This window comes from Bradyrhizobium sp. SZCCHNR3119, assembly GCF_032487775.1.
Taxonomy (GTDB): domain Bacteria; phylum Pseudomonadota; class Alphaproteobacteria; order Rhizobiales; family Xanthobacteraceae; genus Bradyrhizobium.
In genome coordinates, this window is the sequence record NZ_JAUEUV010000001.1 from 1,885,012 (window position 1) to 1,901,370 (window position 16,359).

General features: G+C 64.8%; 13 protein-coding genes. 6 read left to right on the plus strand and 7 right to left on the minus strand.

The window, feature by feature from the left end; translation table 11 throughout:
• Nucleotides 1–250 precede the first annotated feature (250 nt).
• Genes QX034_RS08980 through QX034_RS08990 form a run of 3 tightly spaced genes read left to right on the plus strand, consistent with a single transcriptional unit; the run spans nt 251 to nt 3,149 of the window.
• The gene (locus QX034_RS08980; RefSeq protein ID WP_316168420.1) at nt 251–1,384 is read left to right on the plus strand and encodes an ABC transporter permease; all 1,134 of its coding nucleotides are present in this window, start codon (nt 251–253) and stop codon (nt 1,382–1,384) included.
• Nucleotides 1,381–2,097, plus strand: coding sequence for an ABC transporter ATP-binding protein (locus QX034_RS08985; protein ID WP_315763607.1), 717 nt, complete (start codon nt 1,381–1,383; stop codon nt 2,095–2,097). The genes QX034_RS08980 and QX034_RS08985 overlap by 4 nt, the downstream gene beginning before the upstream one ends.
• Entirely contained in the window at nt 2,094–3,149 is a 1,056-nt protein-coding gene (locus tag QX034_RS08990; protein ID WP_315702909.1) for an HlyD family secretion protein, read from the plus strand. Before QX034_RS08985 ends, QX034_RS08990 begins: the two co-directional genes overlap by 4 nt.
• Nucleotides 3,150–3,191: 42 nt before the next feature.
• Here QX034_RS08990 and glpK read toward each other — a convergent pair whose 3' ends face one another.
• The 7 genes from glpK to QX034_RS09025 all read right to left on the minus strand — a co-directional run bounded on the left by glpK (nt 3,192) and on the right by QX034_RS09025 (nt 13,716).
• Nucleotides 3,192–4,694 carry a glycerol kinase GlpK gene (glpK, locus tag QX034_RS08995; RefSeq protein WP_315702908.1) on the minus strand — a complete coding sequence of 501 codons (1,503 nt, stop codon included), beginning with the start codon at nt 4,692–4,694 and terminating at the stop codon, nt 3,192–3,194.
• A 394-nt stretch (nt 4,695–5,088) separates the two neighbouring features.
• The gene (locus QX034_RS09000) at nt 5,089–5,862 is read right to left on the minus strand and encodes an SDR family oxidoreductase (protein ID WP_316195327.1); all 774 of its coding nucleotides are present in this window, start codon (nt 5,860–5,862) and stop codon (nt 5,089–5,091) included.
• Between the two features lie 106 nt (nt 5,863–5,968).
• A complete protein-coding gene (gene pimD, locus QX034_RS09005; RefSeq protein ID WP_315702906.1) occupies nt 5,969–7,111 on the minus strand; it encodes a pimeloyl-CoA dehydrogenase small subunit in 1,143 nt (380 codons plus the stop codon).
• A gap of 144 nt (nt 7,112–7,255) precedes the next feature.
• Nucleotides 7,256–8,446 carry a pimeloyl-CoA dehydrogenase large subunit gene (pimC, locus tag QX034_RS09010; RefSeq protein WP_315728224.1) on the minus strand — a complete coding sequence of 397 codons (1,191 nt, stop codon included), beginning with the start codon at nt 8,444–8,446 and terminating at the stop codon, nt 7,256–7,258.
• A 204-nt stretch (nt 8,447–8,650) separates the two neighbouring features.
• On the minus strand, nt 8,651–9,838 hold the full coding sequence (locus tag QX034_RS09015) for an acetyl-CoA C-acyltransferase (protein ID WP_315702904.1): 1,188 nt from the start codon (nt 9,836–9,838) through the stop codon (nt 8,651–8,653).
• Between the two features lie 12 nt (nt 9,839–9,850).
• A complete protein-coding gene (pimA, locus tag QX034_RS09020) occupies nt 9,851–11,527 on the minus strand; it encodes a dicarboxylate--CoA ligase PimA (protein ID WP_315745418.1) in 1,677 nt (558 codons plus the stop codon).
• Nucleotides 11,528–11,619: 92 nt separating this feature from the next.
• Entirely contained in the window at nt 11,620–13,716 is a 2,097-nt protein-coding gene (locus QX034_RS09025; protein ID WP_315763598.1) for a 3-hydroxyacyl-CoA dehydrogenase NAD-binding domain-containing protein, read from the minus strand.
• A 196-nt stretch (nt 13,717–13,912) separates the two neighbouring features.
• On the opposite strand from QX034_RS09025, the gene QX034_RS09030 reads away from it, so the two are divergent.
• The 3 genes from QX034_RS09030 to QX034_RS09040 all read left to right on the plus strand — a co-directional run bounded on the left by QX034_RS09030 (nt 13,913) and on the right by QX034_RS09040 (nt 16,356).
• Nucleotides 13,913–14,785 carry an IclR family transcriptional regulator gene (locus QX034_RS09030; protein ID WP_315702901.1) on the plus strand — a complete coding sequence of 291 codons (873 nt, stop codon included), beginning with the start codon at nt 13,913–13,915 and terminating at the stop codon, nt 14,783–14,785.
• Nucleotides 14,786–14,848: 63 nt separating this feature from the next.
• A complete protein-coding gene (locus QX034_RS09035; RefSeq protein WP_315702900.1) occupies nt 14,849–15,646 on the plus strand; it encodes an ABC transporter ATP-binding protein in 798 nt (265 codons plus the stop codon).
• Nucleotides 15,643–16,356 (plus strand): ABC transporter ATP-binding protein, encoded by a 714-nt coding sequence (locus QX034_RS09040; RefSeq protein WP_315702899.1) that lies wholly within the window; start codon nt 15,643–15,645, stop codon nt 16,354–16,356. Before QX034_RS09035 ends, QX034_RS09040 begins: the two co-directional genes overlap by 4 nt.
• Nucleotides 16,357–16,359: the final 3 nt, after the last annotated feature.

The window sequence follows — 16,359 nt, forward strand, 5'->3', positions numbered from 1 at the left end:
ACCGTCGCCCCAGCGGTGCGATCCCGCTCCGGCGATTATGCTGAGGCCTATCAGCGCAGCCGTTCCAAAATTGGTCTGCCCTGCCATGGAAACGGCCAATCGATGGCGTTGATCGACTCTGGCTGCGCCCCAGCCGCCCTCCCACCGCGCCATCCCCGATGGTGCCGGTGACTTCCACAGTGCAACGCTTCGACGTGGACTTCATTTCCCGAAACGGATGAAATGGATCAAAATCGATGGTTCGCAGTCCATGTCGCTGAGATTCAGGCTCGCTTCCCGAAACCTGTTTCATGACCGGCTGAGATTCGTGGCGACGATCGTCGGCATCGTCTTTTCCATCGTGCTCGTGACGCTGCAAATGGGCCTCTATGTCGGCTTCCGGCGCACGGTCACTACCATGATCGATCATTCGGCAGCCAATCTTTGGATCGTGCCGGCCGGCACCAAATGTTTCGAGGATCCGTCGCTGCTGGACGAACGTCAGCGATTTCGAGCGCTGGCGATCGACGGCGTGGTCGAAGCCGCTCCCCTTGTGATCGGTTACGCCCAGTGGCGGCTGCCCAATGGCACCACGACACCTGTCTTCGTGGTCGGTTCCGAACTGCAAGGGCTGGGATTGCATCCGTGGAACGTGGTCGCCGGCCGCACCGACGACCTCGCAATTCCCGGCGCCGTGGCCATCGACCAATCCTATTTCGATCGGCTCGGCGTCAGGGGACCGGGCGAAAACGCCGAAATTCGCGATCAGGCCGTGCAGGTGGCGGCGGTGACCAGGGGCATCCGCTCGTTCACGACGACGCCCTATGTCTTCACCGATGTCAATCGCGCACGCGCCTACACTGGAACATCGCAGCAAAAGGCGTCTTATCTCCTGGTGCGGCTGTCTCCCGAGGCCGACATCAACCGGGTCAGACAGGATTTGCGCGCAAGCCTTTCCGACGTGGAGGTCCTGACCTCGGGCGAATTTCGCAACCGCAGCAGGTCGTTCTGGCTATTCGGAACCGGCGCCGGCGCCGCGCTGTTCGCAGGCGCCCTGCTGGGCTTCATCGTCGGCACCGTGATCGTTGCCCAGACGCTGTATTCAAGCACCAAGGATCACCTGAACGAGTTCGCAACCTTGCGCGCCATCGGATCGTCCAGCAGCTACATCTACACGGTGATCATCTGGCAGGCGCTGCTCAGCGCCATCATCGGATTTTGCGGCGCAGCGGGCGTCAGTGCGGTCGTGGTCAGGATGACCGCCGAATCGGCGCTGCCCATCGTCATGACGCCGACATTGACGCTGGGTCTTCTGCTCCTGACCGTCGTCATGTGCGTCGGATCCGGCGTGGCCGCGATCGTCCAGGTCATGCGCATCGACCCCACCCTGGTGTTCACGCGATGACCGAGCCGCTCCTCGAGGCTGATAACATCGTGCAGTTCCTCGGACAGGGGGCCGGTCGCGTGCAGGCGCTGAAGGGTGTGAGCCTGTCGTTAGACGGCGGCGAGCTGGTGCTGCTGATGGGCCCTTCGGGCAGCGGCAAGACGACGCTGCTCTCGATCCTCGGGTGCCTGATGACGCCGGCGAGCGGGAGCGTCCGGATCGGCGGCCAATCGGTCAGCGGCGCCGATGCGGAGGCGCTGGCCAAGCTGCGGCGCGATCACATCGGCTTCGTCTTCCAATCCTACCATCTGTTTCCGACGCTGACCGCCGAGGAGAACATCCGCCTCGCCCTCGATGTCCGCGGGCAATCCTCGCGAACCGCGGTGAAGGCGGCACGGGACGCGCTGGCCATGGTCGGCCTTGCCCACAAGCGGAAATCCTTCCCGCTTCAACTCAGCGGCGGCGAGCAGCAACGGGTCGCAATCGCGCGGGCGATCGTCGGAAACACACGGGCGATCCTGGCGGACGAGCCGACCGGCGCGCTCGATGCCGAGAACGGCCAGGCCATCATGACCTTGCTCGCCGACATCGCCAAGGACCGCTCGCGCGCGGTGCTCGTCGTCACCCACGATCCACGCATCCTGCCGTTCGCCAACCGCATCATTCATATCGAAGACGGCCGGATCATCGAAGGCGAGCCCACAAGCCCAGCCAAGAGAGTATCGAACTCATGATCGCGTCCAACGGCAGCAAGACCAACACCACAAGCAAGGCTGCTCTTCTTGCCGTGCTCTATGCGGTTATCGTGACGGTGCCGCTGGCCTGCATCGGCCCGGGCGCGCCGGCGCAAGCCGCAGGCAACGAACCGGCCGACAAGAATTGGCTGGCGGTGGCCCCAGGACGGGTCGAGCCGGTGTCGGGCACCGTCAAGCTCGCCGCCCCCGTGATCGGCGTGATCGACAAGGTGCTGGTCAAGGCGGGCGACACGGTCGCGGCAGACGAGCCGCTGATCCGATTGAACGACAGCGAGGCGCGGGCGCAACTGGCCTCCGCCGAAGCCCAGGTCGACATGCGCAAGCGCGTGCGCAACAAGGAGGCGCCGTCATCATCCGCCACGCGGCGCCGCGCCGAAGATGCTGTCGCCGACGCCGAGACCGCGGTCTACGAGGCGAGAGCCCTGTTCGACAAGACGAGTGCCGACAAGCGCGCCGGCCAGACCAACGCGGATGTCGACGCCGCCCGTACGGGACTGACCCGCGCCGAGGCGAGGCTTTCGCAGCAAAATGACGAGCTGCGCCGCGCCACCGACGAGGCGCCGTTACCGACGGTGTCGGAAGGCGAATACAGCGTGTCGCTCGCCAATCTGCAGGCGGCCCGGGCCGGATTGCAAAAGCTGACCATCCGCGCGCCGACCGCCGGCACCGTCCTGCAGGTCAATGCCCGGCGCGGAGAATTGGCGTCGCCATCGGCCACGCCGCCGCTAGCGCTGCTGGGCGATGTCTCCGCCTTGCGGGTACGCGCCGAGGCGGACGAGCGCGACATCGACAAGATCAAGGCCGGGCAAACCGTGGTGGTGCGCTCCGCCGCCTTCCGCGGCCGCGACATGGCCGGCAAGGTCGCCTCGGTCGCGCCCTTGGTCGAGCAGGGACGCAACGCCACGCTCAGCCAGCGCAACCTGACCGACGTGGACGTGGTGGAAGTGCTGATCGACCTGAACGAGCCTGGCCCGCTGGTGACAGGCATGAAGGTCGACGTGTATTTCCAGAAGGAGACTGCGTCGCAGTGAGGTTTCAGCACGCAGCCTGAGGCGAGCCTCTCGCCTCAGGCTTTATTCCCCCTCGTCGCTCGCCAGCACGCCCTTCACCGCACGCGCCCAGCCGGCGAGCTTGCGCGCGCGGGTGGCGGCGCTCATCACCGGCCTGAAGCGATGTTCGAGCCGCCAATTGTCGGCGAACTTTTCCGGCTCCGGATAGACGCCCGCCTTGAGGCCGGCGAGATAGGCGGCGCCCAGCGCCGTGGTCTCCTGGATCATCGGACGATCGACGGGCGCATCGAGCAGATCGGCCAGGCGCTGCATGGTCCAGTCCGAGGCCGTCATGCCGCCGTCGACGCGCAGCACGATGGTCGCGGCGTCAGCATCCGGCCAGTCGGCGCGCATCGCCGCCCACAGATCGTAGGTCTGGTAGCAGACGCTCTCGAGCACGGCATGCGCCAGCTCCGCCGGACCGGTGTTGCGGGTCAGCCCGAACAGCGCACCACGCACGCGCGGATTCCAGTACGGCGCGCCCATGCCGACGAAGGCGGGCACGAGATAGACGCTCTGCAGCGAATCCGACTGGTCGGCGAGCGGGCCGGTCTCGGCGGCGTGCTTGATGATCCCGAGGCCATCGCGCAGCCATTGCACGGCCGAGCCCGCCACAAAGATCGAGCCTTCCAGCGCGTAAGTGCGTTCACCATTGAGCTGATAGGCGATGGTGGTGAGCAGCTTGTTCTTGGAGACGACCGGCGTGCTGCCGGTGTTGAGCAGCGCGAAGCAGCCGGTGCCGTAGGTCGATTTCATCATACCCGGCGTGAAGCAGGCCTGGCCGATCGTGGCAGCCTGCTGATCGCCGGCGATGCCGGAAATCGCGATCGATCCGCCGAACAGTTCCGGCACCGTCTCGCCGAAATGCGCCGACGAATCCTTCACCTCCGGGAGCATCGAGCGCGGCACGCGCAGGATGGAGAGCAGCTCATCGTCCCATTCGCCGCTGTGGATATTGAACAGCAGCGTGCGTGAGGCATTGGTGGCGTCGGTCGCGTGGACCTTGCCGCCGGTGAGCCGCCACAACAAATAGCAGTCAACCGTGCCGAACATGAGCTCACCGCGTTCGGCGCGCTCGCGCGCACCGGGCACGTGGTCGAGAATCCAGGCCACCTTGGTGCCCGAGAAATAGGGATCGATGATCAGGCCCGTTTTCTGCGAGATGATCGGCTCGAGGCCTTCGGCCTTCAGCCTCGCGCAGATGTCGGCGGTACGGCGATCCTGCCAGACGATGGCCCGATGCACCGCCTGCCCCGTGGCGCGATCCCAAACCACGGTGGTCTCGCGCTGGTTGGTGATGCCGATCGCGGCGATGTCCTTCGCCGCAAGACCGGCGCGCTCCAGCGCGTCGCGACAGGTCATGACGGTCGAGGTCCAGATGTCCTCCGGCTCGTGCTCGACCCAGCCGGAGGCCGGAAAATGCTGCGGGAATTCCTGCTGCGCGACAGCGGCAATCGAGATGTCGGAGCGGAACACCATCGCGCGCGAGGACGTGGTGCCCTGATCGATGGCCAGCACGAAAGACATGGGGGTTTCTTCCCGACAGAATGGTTGACGACGTTGGGCCGACAAGCAAGCGGATCAGGAGCGCGAGGTCAAGGTGGAGCCCGCATGTGCGACGCCCCCTCCCCAAGAGGGGCAGGGCGATCGCATATGGGGAAAAACTCGGCCGACGATCTCTCCCGCGGCCGTCCTTCGAGACGCTCGCCTCCGGCGAGCTCCTCAGGACGAGCGCTTGTTTTTGAGCAAAATGGCAGACCCTCATGGTGAGGAGCGCCGCATGCGGCGCGTCTCCGGACGATGCTACGCATCGCCGGGAGAACCATGAGGCCCCGGTCCAGTTTGCGCCATATGCGATCGTCTTGCCGAGAGGCGGAGGGTAAAGACCGTGCGCCGCGCTGCCGCTCGGCGACGAGAGTGCCTAGACCGCAGCGGTGGTCACGCCACCGTCGACCACGATGGTCTGGCCGGTCATGAAGGTCGAGGCATCCGAGGCGAGATAGGCGACCGCGCCGGCAATCTCGTGCGGCTCGCCGATGCGGCGCAGCGGCGTGGTGGCGCAGCGCTGCTTGAGCCGCTCTTCGTCCTCCCACAGCGCGCGGGCAAAGTCGGTCTTGATCAGGCCGGGCGCGACGCAATTGATCCGCACGCCCTGCGGTCCCCATTCGCCGGCAAGGCTGCGGCAGAGCGCGAAATCCGCGGCTTTCGAGATGCCGTAGGCGCCGATCACGGTCGAGCCGCGCAAGCCGCCGATCGAGGAGACGATGATGACGGAGCCTTTGCGGCGCGCGGCCATCGGCGGGATCGCCTTGGCGCAGAGCCACAGATTGCTCTTGACGTTCGAGGCCATGATCTTGTCGAAGGCCTCGTCGCTGATGTCGAGCAGCGGGCCATAATAGGGATTCACCGCCGCGTTGCAGACGAGGATGTCGACCTGGCCGTAATGCTTGACCGCGCCGTCGATCAGCGCATCGACCTCGGGCCGGCGCGCGATGTTGCAGGCGATGACATGGGCATCGCCGCCGCGCGAGCGAATGCCGGCCGCGACCTCTTCACAGGCATCCGCCTTGCGGCTGGAGATCACGACTTTTGCGCCGAGTTGCGCCAGCAATTCGGCAGAGGCACGGCCGATGCCGCGGCTCGAGCCGGTGATGACGGCGACCTGTCCTGTGAGATCGAAGGGGATGTTCTTCATGACAGTGCTCTCTCCTTCGTCATTGCGAGCGAAGCGACGCAATCCAGAGCCGACGTCAAGGCTCTGGATTGCTTCGTCGCTTCGCTCCTCGCAATAACGCTCCGGCCTAGATCAGCCCGCCCGCTTCAGCCACGCGCCGCTGGTGATAGTCGGTATCACCCAAGGTGGTCTCGATCATCGACAGCCGCTTGAAGTAATGGCCGATCTTGGCCTCCATCGTCATGCCGATGCCGCCATGGAGCTGGATCGACTGCTGGCCGACGAACTTGGCCGATTTGCCGACCTGCACCTTTGCCGCCGCGATCGCGGTTGCGCGCTCCTTGGCGTCCTCGAAATCGCTTGCCATGGTCGCGAACATCGACATCGACCGCGCCTGCTCCAGCGCAACGAACATGTCGGCGGCACGGTGTTGCAACGCCTGGAACGAGCCGATGGCGACGCCGAACTGCTTGCGGGTCTTGATGTACTCGACCGTGGTCTTGAGCGATTCATCCATCAAGCCGACCGCCTCCGCGCAGAGCGCAACGCGCGCCTCATCCGCGACGCGCTCGATCAGCGGCAGCGCGTTCTCGGGGTCGCCGATCGCTGCGTCTGCGCCGACCTCGACGCCGGTGAAAGTGATGTCGGCGGCATGCAGGCCATCCTGGGTCGGATAACCCTTCCTGGTAACGCCCTTCGCATCGGCCGGCACGATGAAGACGCCGACGCCGCTCTTGTCGCGCTGCGCGCCTGCCGTGCGCGCGGTGACGACCAAGGTGTCCGCATTCTCGCCGTTGAGCACGACGAATTTTTCGCCGTCGATGATCCAGCCGTCGCCCTTCCTCTTGGCCGACGTCGTCACATCGAACAGATCATAGCGCGACTGCTTCTCGAGCTGCGCGAAGGCAAAGGTCTTGCTGCCGTCGATGATCCCCGGCAGATGCGCTTCCTTCTGCGCGGCCGAACCGCCATGACGGAGGAAGCCGCCGGCGATGACAACCGTGGCAAGATAAGGCTCGAGCACGAGCGAGCGGCCCATCGCCTCCATCACGATCATGGTCTCGACGCCGCCGGCCCCGAAGCCGCCATCGTTTTCAGAGAACGGCAGGCCGAGCAACCCCTGCTCGGCGAGCTTGGACCAGATCGCCCGGCTCCAGCCGCCTTTCTCCTTCATGTAGGTCTTGCGCTTGTCGAATTCGTAGGCATCCGCCAGCAGGCCGTCGATGCTTTCTTTCAGGAGCCGCTGCTCCTCGGACAGATCAAAATCCATGTTGTGTATCCTTGTACCCGGAATTCATCGTCGGCGTCATTCCGGGACGCGCCGCAAGGCGCGGGCCCGGAATCCATACTCACGATGGTGGTTATGGATTCCGGGCTCGCCGCTCACGCGGCGCCCCGGAATGACAGGAGAGCATCACAGCCCCAGCACCGCCTTCGAGATGATGTTGCGTTGGATCTCGTTCGAGCCGCCATAGATCGAAACCTTGCGGTTGTTGAAGTAGCTCGGCGCGATCTGCGCGGTCCAATCCATGGTCTCGTTGGAATCCTCGTCGCCATGGACGTCGTAAGGCGCCGCGAACGGGCCGATCACTTCCATCAGAAGCTCGGTGGTGGTCTGCTGGATCTCCGAACCCTTGATCTTCAGCACCGAGGAGGCCGGGTTCGGCTTGCCCTTGCCGTGCTTGCCTTCATCGGCCACGACGCGGAGCTGAGTGAGTTCAAGCGCCTTCAGCTCGATCTCGCAGGCGGTGAGCTTCTCCCGGAAGGCGGGATCTTCGAGGATCGGCCGGCCGCCGGCCTCGACCTTGGCGGCGAGTTCCTTGATGCGGCGAATGCGCTCCTTGGAAACGCCGACGCGGGCGATCCCGGTGCGCTCATTGCCGAGCAGGAACTTGGCGTAGTCCCAGCCCTTGTTCTCCTCGCCGATCAGGTTCTCGTATGGCACCTCGACGTCGTCGAAGAACACCTCGTTGACCTCATGGCCGCCATCGATGGTCTGGATCGGACGGACGGTGACGCCCTTCGACTTCATGCTGAACACGATGAAGGAGATGCCCATCTGCTTCTTCGCGCTCGGATCGGTGCGGCAGAGACAGAAGATCATGTCGGCATATTGCGCGAGAGTGGTCCAGGTCTTCTGGCCGTTGATGATCCACTTGTCGCCTTTGCGCTCGGCCTTGGTCTTGAGCGAAGCGAGGTCGGATCCCGAGCCCGGCTCGGAGAAGCCCTGGCACCACCAGTCATCGACATTGGCGATGCGCGGCAGATACTTCTTCTTCTGCTCCTCGTTGCCGAAGGTGTAGATGACAGGACCGACCATCGACACGCCGAAGGCGAGTGGCTGCGGCGCCGGATAGGCCTGCAGCTCCTCGTTGAAGATGTAGTGCTGCACCGAGGTCCAGCCGGTGCCGCCATATTCCTCCGGCCAGTGCGAGACGCCCCAGCCCTTCTTGTTGAGGATGCGCCACCAGGTCACCATCTCGTCCTTCGACAGATGGCGGCCCTCGATCATCTTGCGCCGGGTCTCCGGTGGCACGTTGTCCTTGAAGAACTGCCGGACTTCCTCGCGGAACGCCTGCTCTTCCTTCGTGAATGCGAGATCCATTGGATCCTCCCTAAGTATCCATCTAGCTCGTCTTGCTCTTCTGTCGTCCCCGCGAAAGCGGGGACCCCATAACCACCGGCCTCAGTCGCGACCAAAGGCGTCAGCCAGAACTGCCTCGAGCACCGCTGCGGCGTATGGGTCCCGGGACTGCGCTCCGGACAGCGCTTCGCGCTGCCGGGGCTCGCCCGGGACGACAGCTGTTCTTTACTGCAGCACCTCGAACAGGCCGGCCGCGCCCATGCCGCCGCCGACACACATGGTGACGACCGCATACTTTGCCTTGCGGCGGCGGCCTTCGATCAGCGCATGGCCCGTGAGCCGCGCGCCCGACATTCCATAAGGATGGCCGACCGCGATGGCGCCGCCATTGACGTTGATCTTCTCGGGATCGATGCCGAGCCTGTCGCGGCAATAGATCACCTGCACCGCGAAAGCCTCGTTCAATTCCCAGAGACCGATGTCGTCGACGGTGAGGCCATGGCGCTTCAGAAGCCGCGGCACCGCGAACACCGGCCCGATGCCCATCTCGTCGGGCTCGCAGCCATGCGCGACGAAGCCGCGGAAAATGCCGAGCGGCTGCAGGCCACGCTTGGCCGCTTCCGCATCGCTCATGATGACGCAGGCCGATGCACCGTCGGAGAGCTGGCTGGCATTGCCGGCGGTGACGCTGAAGCCGTCGCCGCGCACGGCCTTCAGGCCGGCGAGGCCTTCGGCTGTGGTTTCGGGGCGCGGACCTTCATCCTGCGACAACGTGACGTCCTTGAAGGAGACGTTGCCGGTCGCTTTGTCAGTCACCGCCATCTTGGTCGTGATCGGCGCCACCTCGTCGCTGAACTTGCCGCCCTGCTGCGCGGCGGCGGTGCGACGCTGGCTTTCCAGGGCATATTCATCCTGCCGCTCGCGCGAAATGCCGTAGCGCTTGGCGACGATCTCCGCGGTGTCGATCATCGGCATGTAGACATCGCCCTTGATCTCGAGCAGCGCGGGATCGGTGGCCTGGAAGGCGTTCATCTTGTCGTTCTGCACCAGCGAGATCGACTCGCCGCCACCACCGACCGCGATCTCGACACCGTCGAAGATCACCGAGCGCGCCGCGAGCGCGATCGCCTGCAGGCCGGAGGCGCATTGCCGATCGATCGTGGTGCCGCCGACCGAGACCGGCAGGCCGGCGCGGAGCAGCGCCTTGCGCGCGATGTTGCCGCCGGTGGAGCCCTGCTGCAGGGCGGCGCCCATCACGACGTCCTCGACCTCGGCCGGATCGATCTTGGCCCGCTTGACGGCTTCGCCGATGGCATGGCCGAGCAGCGTAGCGCCCCCGGTGGCATTGAGCGCGCCGCGATAGGCCTTGCCGATCGGGGTGCGGGCGGTGGAAACGATGACGGCATCGGTCATGGACGACCTCTCCTATTGTTGTTGCTGATGTTGTTGGGTTTGGATGGTTGAAGGTTGCTGCTGACGCAGTTCGTGGCGCGACAGCTTGCCGACCGGCGTCCGCGGCAGTTCGTCGACGAACGCAACCGCCGCCGGCAGCTCGTGCTTGCCGAGCTTGCCGGTCAGGAAGCTGCGGAGATCATCGATCGAGAACGGCTCGGCCCCGTCGCGCAGCTTGATGAAGGCCTTGGCGGCCTCGCCACGATAGGCATCGGGAATGCCGATCACGATCACCTCCTGCACCGCCGGGTGGGTGTAGATCGCCTGCTCAATCATCTGCGGATAGACGTTGAAGCCGCCGGAGATGATCATGTCCTTCTTGCGGTCGACCAGGAAGAAATAGCCGTCGGCGTCGATATAGCCGATGTCGCCGGTCAGGAAGCGATCCCCGACGAAGGCTTCCGCCGTCTCCTGCGGCCTGTTCCAATACCCGTTGGTGACGTTCGGTCCCTTGATCCGGATTTCTCCGACCTCGCCGACACCGAGCACCCTGGTGGGATCGTCGAGCGACACCACGTCCATCTCGATCCCCGGCAGCATCAGCCCGATCGAGCCGGGCTTGTCCGGCCCGTCCTTGGGATGACCGGTGCCCGGCGAGCAGGTCTCGGTCATGCCCCAGCCGCTCCGCAACTTCATGCCGACCTTGCGCTCGAAGATGCGGGCGACCTCGACCGGCAGCGGCGCGCCGCCGGAGCCTGCCGACGTAAGCGACGACAGGTCGCGCTTGTCGAGATCGGGCAGGTTCGCGATCGCGATCCACATCGTCGGCACGCCGGGAAAATAGGTCGCGCGCTTGACCTCGATGTCGCGCATCACGGCCTCGACGTCGAACCGCTGATGCAGCGAGATCAGATTGCCGAGGCGCAGCGACGACAGCAGCACCACGGTCAGCGCGTAGATATGAAACAGCGGCAGCACGCAGATGACGCGTTCGCGCGCATTGCGCTCGGCGCGCGCCGGCTGGCCCCAGACCTCGTAGATCGACACCGCGGCCGTGAGATTGCCGTGGGTCAACATTGCGCCTTTCGGCAGGCCGGTGGTGCCGCCGGTATATTGCAGAAGCGCGATATCGTCCGGCGCGACAGCGGGCCATTGCGCCGGCGGGCTCGCGTCAGCGACGAACGCCCGATGCGTGATCACGGCCGCATGGCCGGGTAGCGGCGCTTGCGGCGTCCCGACCTTGCCCCAATGATCGTCCTCGCAGACGATCAGCCGGTCGAGCAGGCCCTTCTCGAGAAATTTCAATGCGGTCGGCAGCAGCGCGGCGAGATTCGAGGTGATCAGCACCCGCGCGCCGGAATCCTTCAGCTTGTGCGACAGCGCGATCTCGCCGTCGAGCGGAGACAGATGCACGACGCGCGCGCCGGCCTTGAGCGCGCCGAAGAAGTTGATCGGATGATCCGGCGTATTGCCGAGGAACAGCGCGACGGAGCTGCCCTTGCCGTAACCGGCACGCAGGAAAGCGGAAGCCGCCTGCTCGACCAGCGCCTGGAGCTGCCGGAAACTGATCGGGCGGTCGCGGAATTCGATCGCAACCTGATCATCATAATCGCGCACGGCCTGCGCGAGCAGATCAGGCAGGGTACCCCGCGCGATCGGCTCGTCCCAACGGACGCCTGCGGGATAGAATTGTTCACCGGGGTGAGTCATGAAATGCCGAGCCAGAAATCAAGAATGAGGTCGTCATTCCGGGGCGCGCGGAGCACGAGCCCGGAATGACGAGCGGAGAGGACTGACCTCCATCAAGCCGCCTTCGACTCGGCCGCGAGCGAGGCGAAGCTTCGGCCTTCGTCGGCCAGCTTCTTCAGAAGCGGCGCCGGCTTGAGCGAGGGATCATTCGTCTCCTTGGCGTAGACGGCGAGGCGATCGGCGATATGCTTCAGGCCCACCGCGTCGGCCCAGTACATCGGGCCGCCGCGGTAGATCGGCCAGCCATAGCCATAGAGCCAGACCACGTCGATGTCCGAGGGGCGCGCCGCGATGCCTTCGGCGAGGATCTTCGCTCCCTCATTGATCATCGGATACATCATGCGCTCGAGGATCTCCTCGTCACTGACGGCGCGCTTCTTGCGGCCGAGCCGCGCCAGCGTCTCGTCGATCAGCTTCTCGACCTCGGGGTCGGGCAGTGGCGCACGCGAGCCCGCTTCATATTTGTAGTAGCCCTTGCCGGTCTTCTGGCCGAAGCGCCCGGCTTCGCACAGCGCATCCGCGATCTCGCTCTTGATGCCGCGGTCCTTGCGCGAGCGCCAACCGATATCGAGGCCGGCGAGATCGCCCATCGCGAACGGACCCATCGGCATGCCGAATTTTGTGACGACGGCGTCGACCTGCTGCGGCAATGCGCCCTCGAACAGCAGCTTCTCGGCCTGCTTGCCGCGCTGCGCCAGCATGCGGTTGCCGACGAAGCCGTCGCAGACGCCGACCACGACCGGCACCTTGGCGATCTTGCGCGCAATCGACACCGCCGTGACCAGCGCGTCCGACGCGGTCTTCTCGGCGCGCACGATCTCGCACAGCTTCATCACGTTGGCAGGCGAGAAGAAGTGCATGCCGAGCACGTCCTGCGGCCGGCTGGTCTGCTTGGCGATCTCATCGATGTTGAGATAAGAGGTGTTGGTGGCGAGCACGGCGCCCGGCTTGGCAAACTGATCGAGCTTGCCGAACACCTCCTTCTTGACCGCCATGGTCTCGAACACCGCCTCGATGACGAGGTCGGCGTCCTTCACGTTCTCGAGGCCGACCACGCCAGTGATCAGCGCCATGCGCTTGGCGGGCGCATCCGCCGGGATGCCGCCGCGCGCGGCCGTCGCCTCCCAGTTCTTCTGCATGATGCCGAGGCCACGCTTGAGCTGCTCCTCGCCGGTCTCGACCAGGGTGACGGGAACTCCGGCATTGGCAAAAGACATCGCAATGCCGCCGCCCATGGTGCCGGCGCCGATGATCGCGACCTGCGCCACCGGGCGCGACTTCGTCCCCTCGGGCACGCCGGCGATCTTCGCCGCCTCGCGCTCGGCGAAGAAGGCATGACGCTGCGCCTTGGACTGATCGCTGGTGAGCAGGCGGAGGAAATCCTGGCGCTCCTTGCGCAAACCTTCGTCGAACGGCAGATCGATCGCATAGCCGACCGCGTCCGCGGCGGCGAACGGCGCCTCCAGCCCGCGCGCCTTCTTGGTGAGCGCTGCCACCGCGTTGGTGAAGATCGAACGATCGGCCTTGGCAGCCGCGAGCTTGGAGTCATCGTCGCGCAGCTTGCGCAACGGCCGCCCCTCCGCCACCAGCTTGCGCGCGAAGGCCTCGCCGCCGGCGGCCGGGCCCTCGACGATCTCCTCGATCAGGCCGGCCTTGTGCGCTTCTGCCGCACCGATCGGATCGCCGCCGACGATCATCTTGACCGCAAGCTCGGGACCCACGGCGCGCGGCAGCCGCTGGGTTCCGCCCGCGCCCGGCAACAGGCCAAGCTTCACTTCGGGCAGGCCGAGCTTGGCCTCCTTGGTCGCCACCCGATAATGACAAGCAAGCGCCACTTCGAGCCCGCCGCCGAGCGCGGTGCCGTGGATCGCGGCAATCACCGGCTTCGGGCTGTTCTCGATTGTGCTCAAGACATCGTTCAGCGCCGGCGGCTTCGGCGGCTTGCCGAACTCGGTGATGTCGGCGCCGGCGATGAAGGTGCGACCAGCACAGGTCAGCACGATGGCCTTGATCTTGGGATCGGCAACGGCGGCCTTGACGCATTCCAGAATGCCGCCGCGGACCGCGGCACTCAGCGCATTGACGGGCGGACTGTCGACGGTGACGATACCGACGATGTCATGGGACTCGAGCTTGACCACTTCGCTCACGCTGCGCTCCTTGGAATATCGTTTTCTTGTTAGCCGGTTAATTCGTGGCTCTTAGTTTGCGTCGAGTAGCTGCATTGTTTGCGTTTACCCGCTGCAGACACTTAATTCCGCACTGCGAAATTGTATTCCGCATCTTGACACGCACGGTTATTTTGAAGCACGACCGTTGTCAACGAAGCAATCGACCGCCGGTGAGATGAAACGTCCAGGGAAGAAAGCCGCGACCGATCGCAGCTTCGTCGTCGCGCTGTCCCGCGGGCTCGAGGTGCTGCGTGCATTCCGTCCGAATGACGGACTGCTCGGCAATCAGGAGATCGCCGCGCGCACCAACCTGCCCAAACCGACCGTCTCGCGTCTGACCTATACGTTGACCAAGCTCGGCTATCTGACGCCGGTGCCGCGCTTCGAGAAATATCAGTTGGCGCCCGCCGCGATGGCGCTCGGCTATGCCGCGCTTGCCAATCTCGGCGTGCGGCAGCTCTCCGAGCCGTTTCGCGAACAATTGATGCGGGAGACCGGCGGCGCGGTGGCGATCGGGGCGCGCGACCGGCTCAGCATGATCTATTTCGGGCAGAGCCGGAATGGTGTCGTCAATGTTCAACTTGACGTAGGCTCACGCATCCCGATCGCAACTACAGCGATGGGCCGTGCCTTCATCTGGGCGCTTCCGGACGACGAACGCGTTGCTCTCTTGCGCGAACTGCGCGAACATTACGGCAGCCGCTGGCCGAAGATGCGCGACGGAATCGAGCGTTCCGCGGAGACCGTCGCCAAGTACGGCTTTGCGATCTCCGCGGGAGAGTGGCAGGACGATGTGCATGCGGTCGGCGTCGCATTGAAACTCAACGACGGTACGGGACCGTACGCATTCAACTGCGGCGCGCCGGCCTTTCGCTTCACCGAAGAGCGCTTGCGCAACGACATTGGACCTCGCCTGGTGGCGATGGTAAGAAATATCGAAGCGGCGCTCGGAGGAATGGCGCTGCCAACAAATCAATCCAACAAAGATAACAACAAGAAGCCGAAGCCAGGAGGGAAAGTTGCCCGTGTTGCCGAGGGGATCAGATAGTCTTTATCAGTGTGATCAGGCGCCGCATCGATCCGCCCCGCTGCATGGCAGGGGCGAGGCGACATGACGCAGCCTCAGTTCGCGCAAGCTGCGGATCCGCTGCTTGCCGTGCGCGATGTCAGCGTCGTGTTCGGCGGCATCGTTGCGCTCAACGGCGTGTCCTTCGACATGCATTACGGCCAGATCCTCGGCCTGATCGGACCGAACGGCGCCGGCAAGACCACGCTGTTCAACTGTCTCTCCCGGCTATATCAGCCGAGCGCCGGCGACATCCTGATGGAGGGTCGCAGCATCCTGAAGCGGCCGCCGCATCGGATCGCCGAGATCGGCATCGGCCGCACCTTCCAGAATGTCGCACTGTTCCCCAATCTGTCCGTGCTCGACAATGTGCGCGTCGGCACCCACGCCCGCACATCGAGCGACATCATCTCGGATTCGCTCAAGCTCGTCTGGGTCCGCCGCAGCGAGGCCTCGGTCAACACCAAGGTCCATGAGATTCTGTCCTATCTCGACCTCGAAAGCGTCGCGCACAAGACGGTGTCGGGCCTGCCGTTCGGCACCCAGAAGCGGGTCGAACTGGCGCGCGCACTCGCCGCCGATCCCAAGATCCTGCTGCTAGACGAGCCGGCCGGCGGCCTCAACCATGAAGAAGTCCATGTGCTCGGCGACCTGATCCGCCGCATCCGCGACGAGCGCAAGGTCACCGTGCTCCTCGTCGAGCATCACATGGGCCTCGTGATGTCGATCGCCGACCACGTCGTCGCGCTGAATTTCGGCAAGAAGCTCGCGGAGGGCACGCCGGCCCAGGTGCAGGCCAATCCCGACGTCATCAAGGCCTATCTCGGGAGCAAGGACCAATGACCGTGCTCCTGAATGTAAAGGATCTTCGCGCCTATTACGGCCAGGTTCAGGCGCTGCATGGCCTCTCCTTCTCGCTCAACGAGGGTTCGCTCACGACGCTGCTCGGCGCCAATGGCGCCGGCAAGACCACCACCTTGCGGGCGATCTGCAACATGGTGCGGACGACCGGCGCGATCGAATTCGATGGCCGGCCACTCGCCAGCCGCTCGACCGAGAACATCGTCCGCCTCGGCATCGCCCACGTGCCGCAGGGCCGCGGCACTTTCACCAACATGACGGTGGAGGAGAACCTGCAGCTCGGCGCGATCACGCGCGGCGACAAGGCCAACATCGTCTCCGATATCGAGCGCATGTATGCCTATTTCCCGAAGTTGAAGGAGCGGCATACGCAGCAGGCCGGCACGCTGTCCGGCGGCGAGCAGCAGATGCTGGCGGTCGCCCGCGCGCTGATGCTGCGGCCCAGACTGATGCTGCTGGACGAGCCCTCGTTCGGGCTCGCGCCATTGATCGTGCGCGACCTGTTCAGGATCCTCGGCCAGATCAATCGCGAAGAGAAGGTCTCGCTCCTCGTGGTCGAGCAGAATGCGCAGCTCGCGCTCGAGCTCGCCGATCAGGCCTATGTGATCGAGACCGGCCGCATCGTAATGGCGGGGGCGGCCAAGGATATCTCGAACGACGAGAACGTCCGTAAATCCTATCTCGGTTATTGAAGG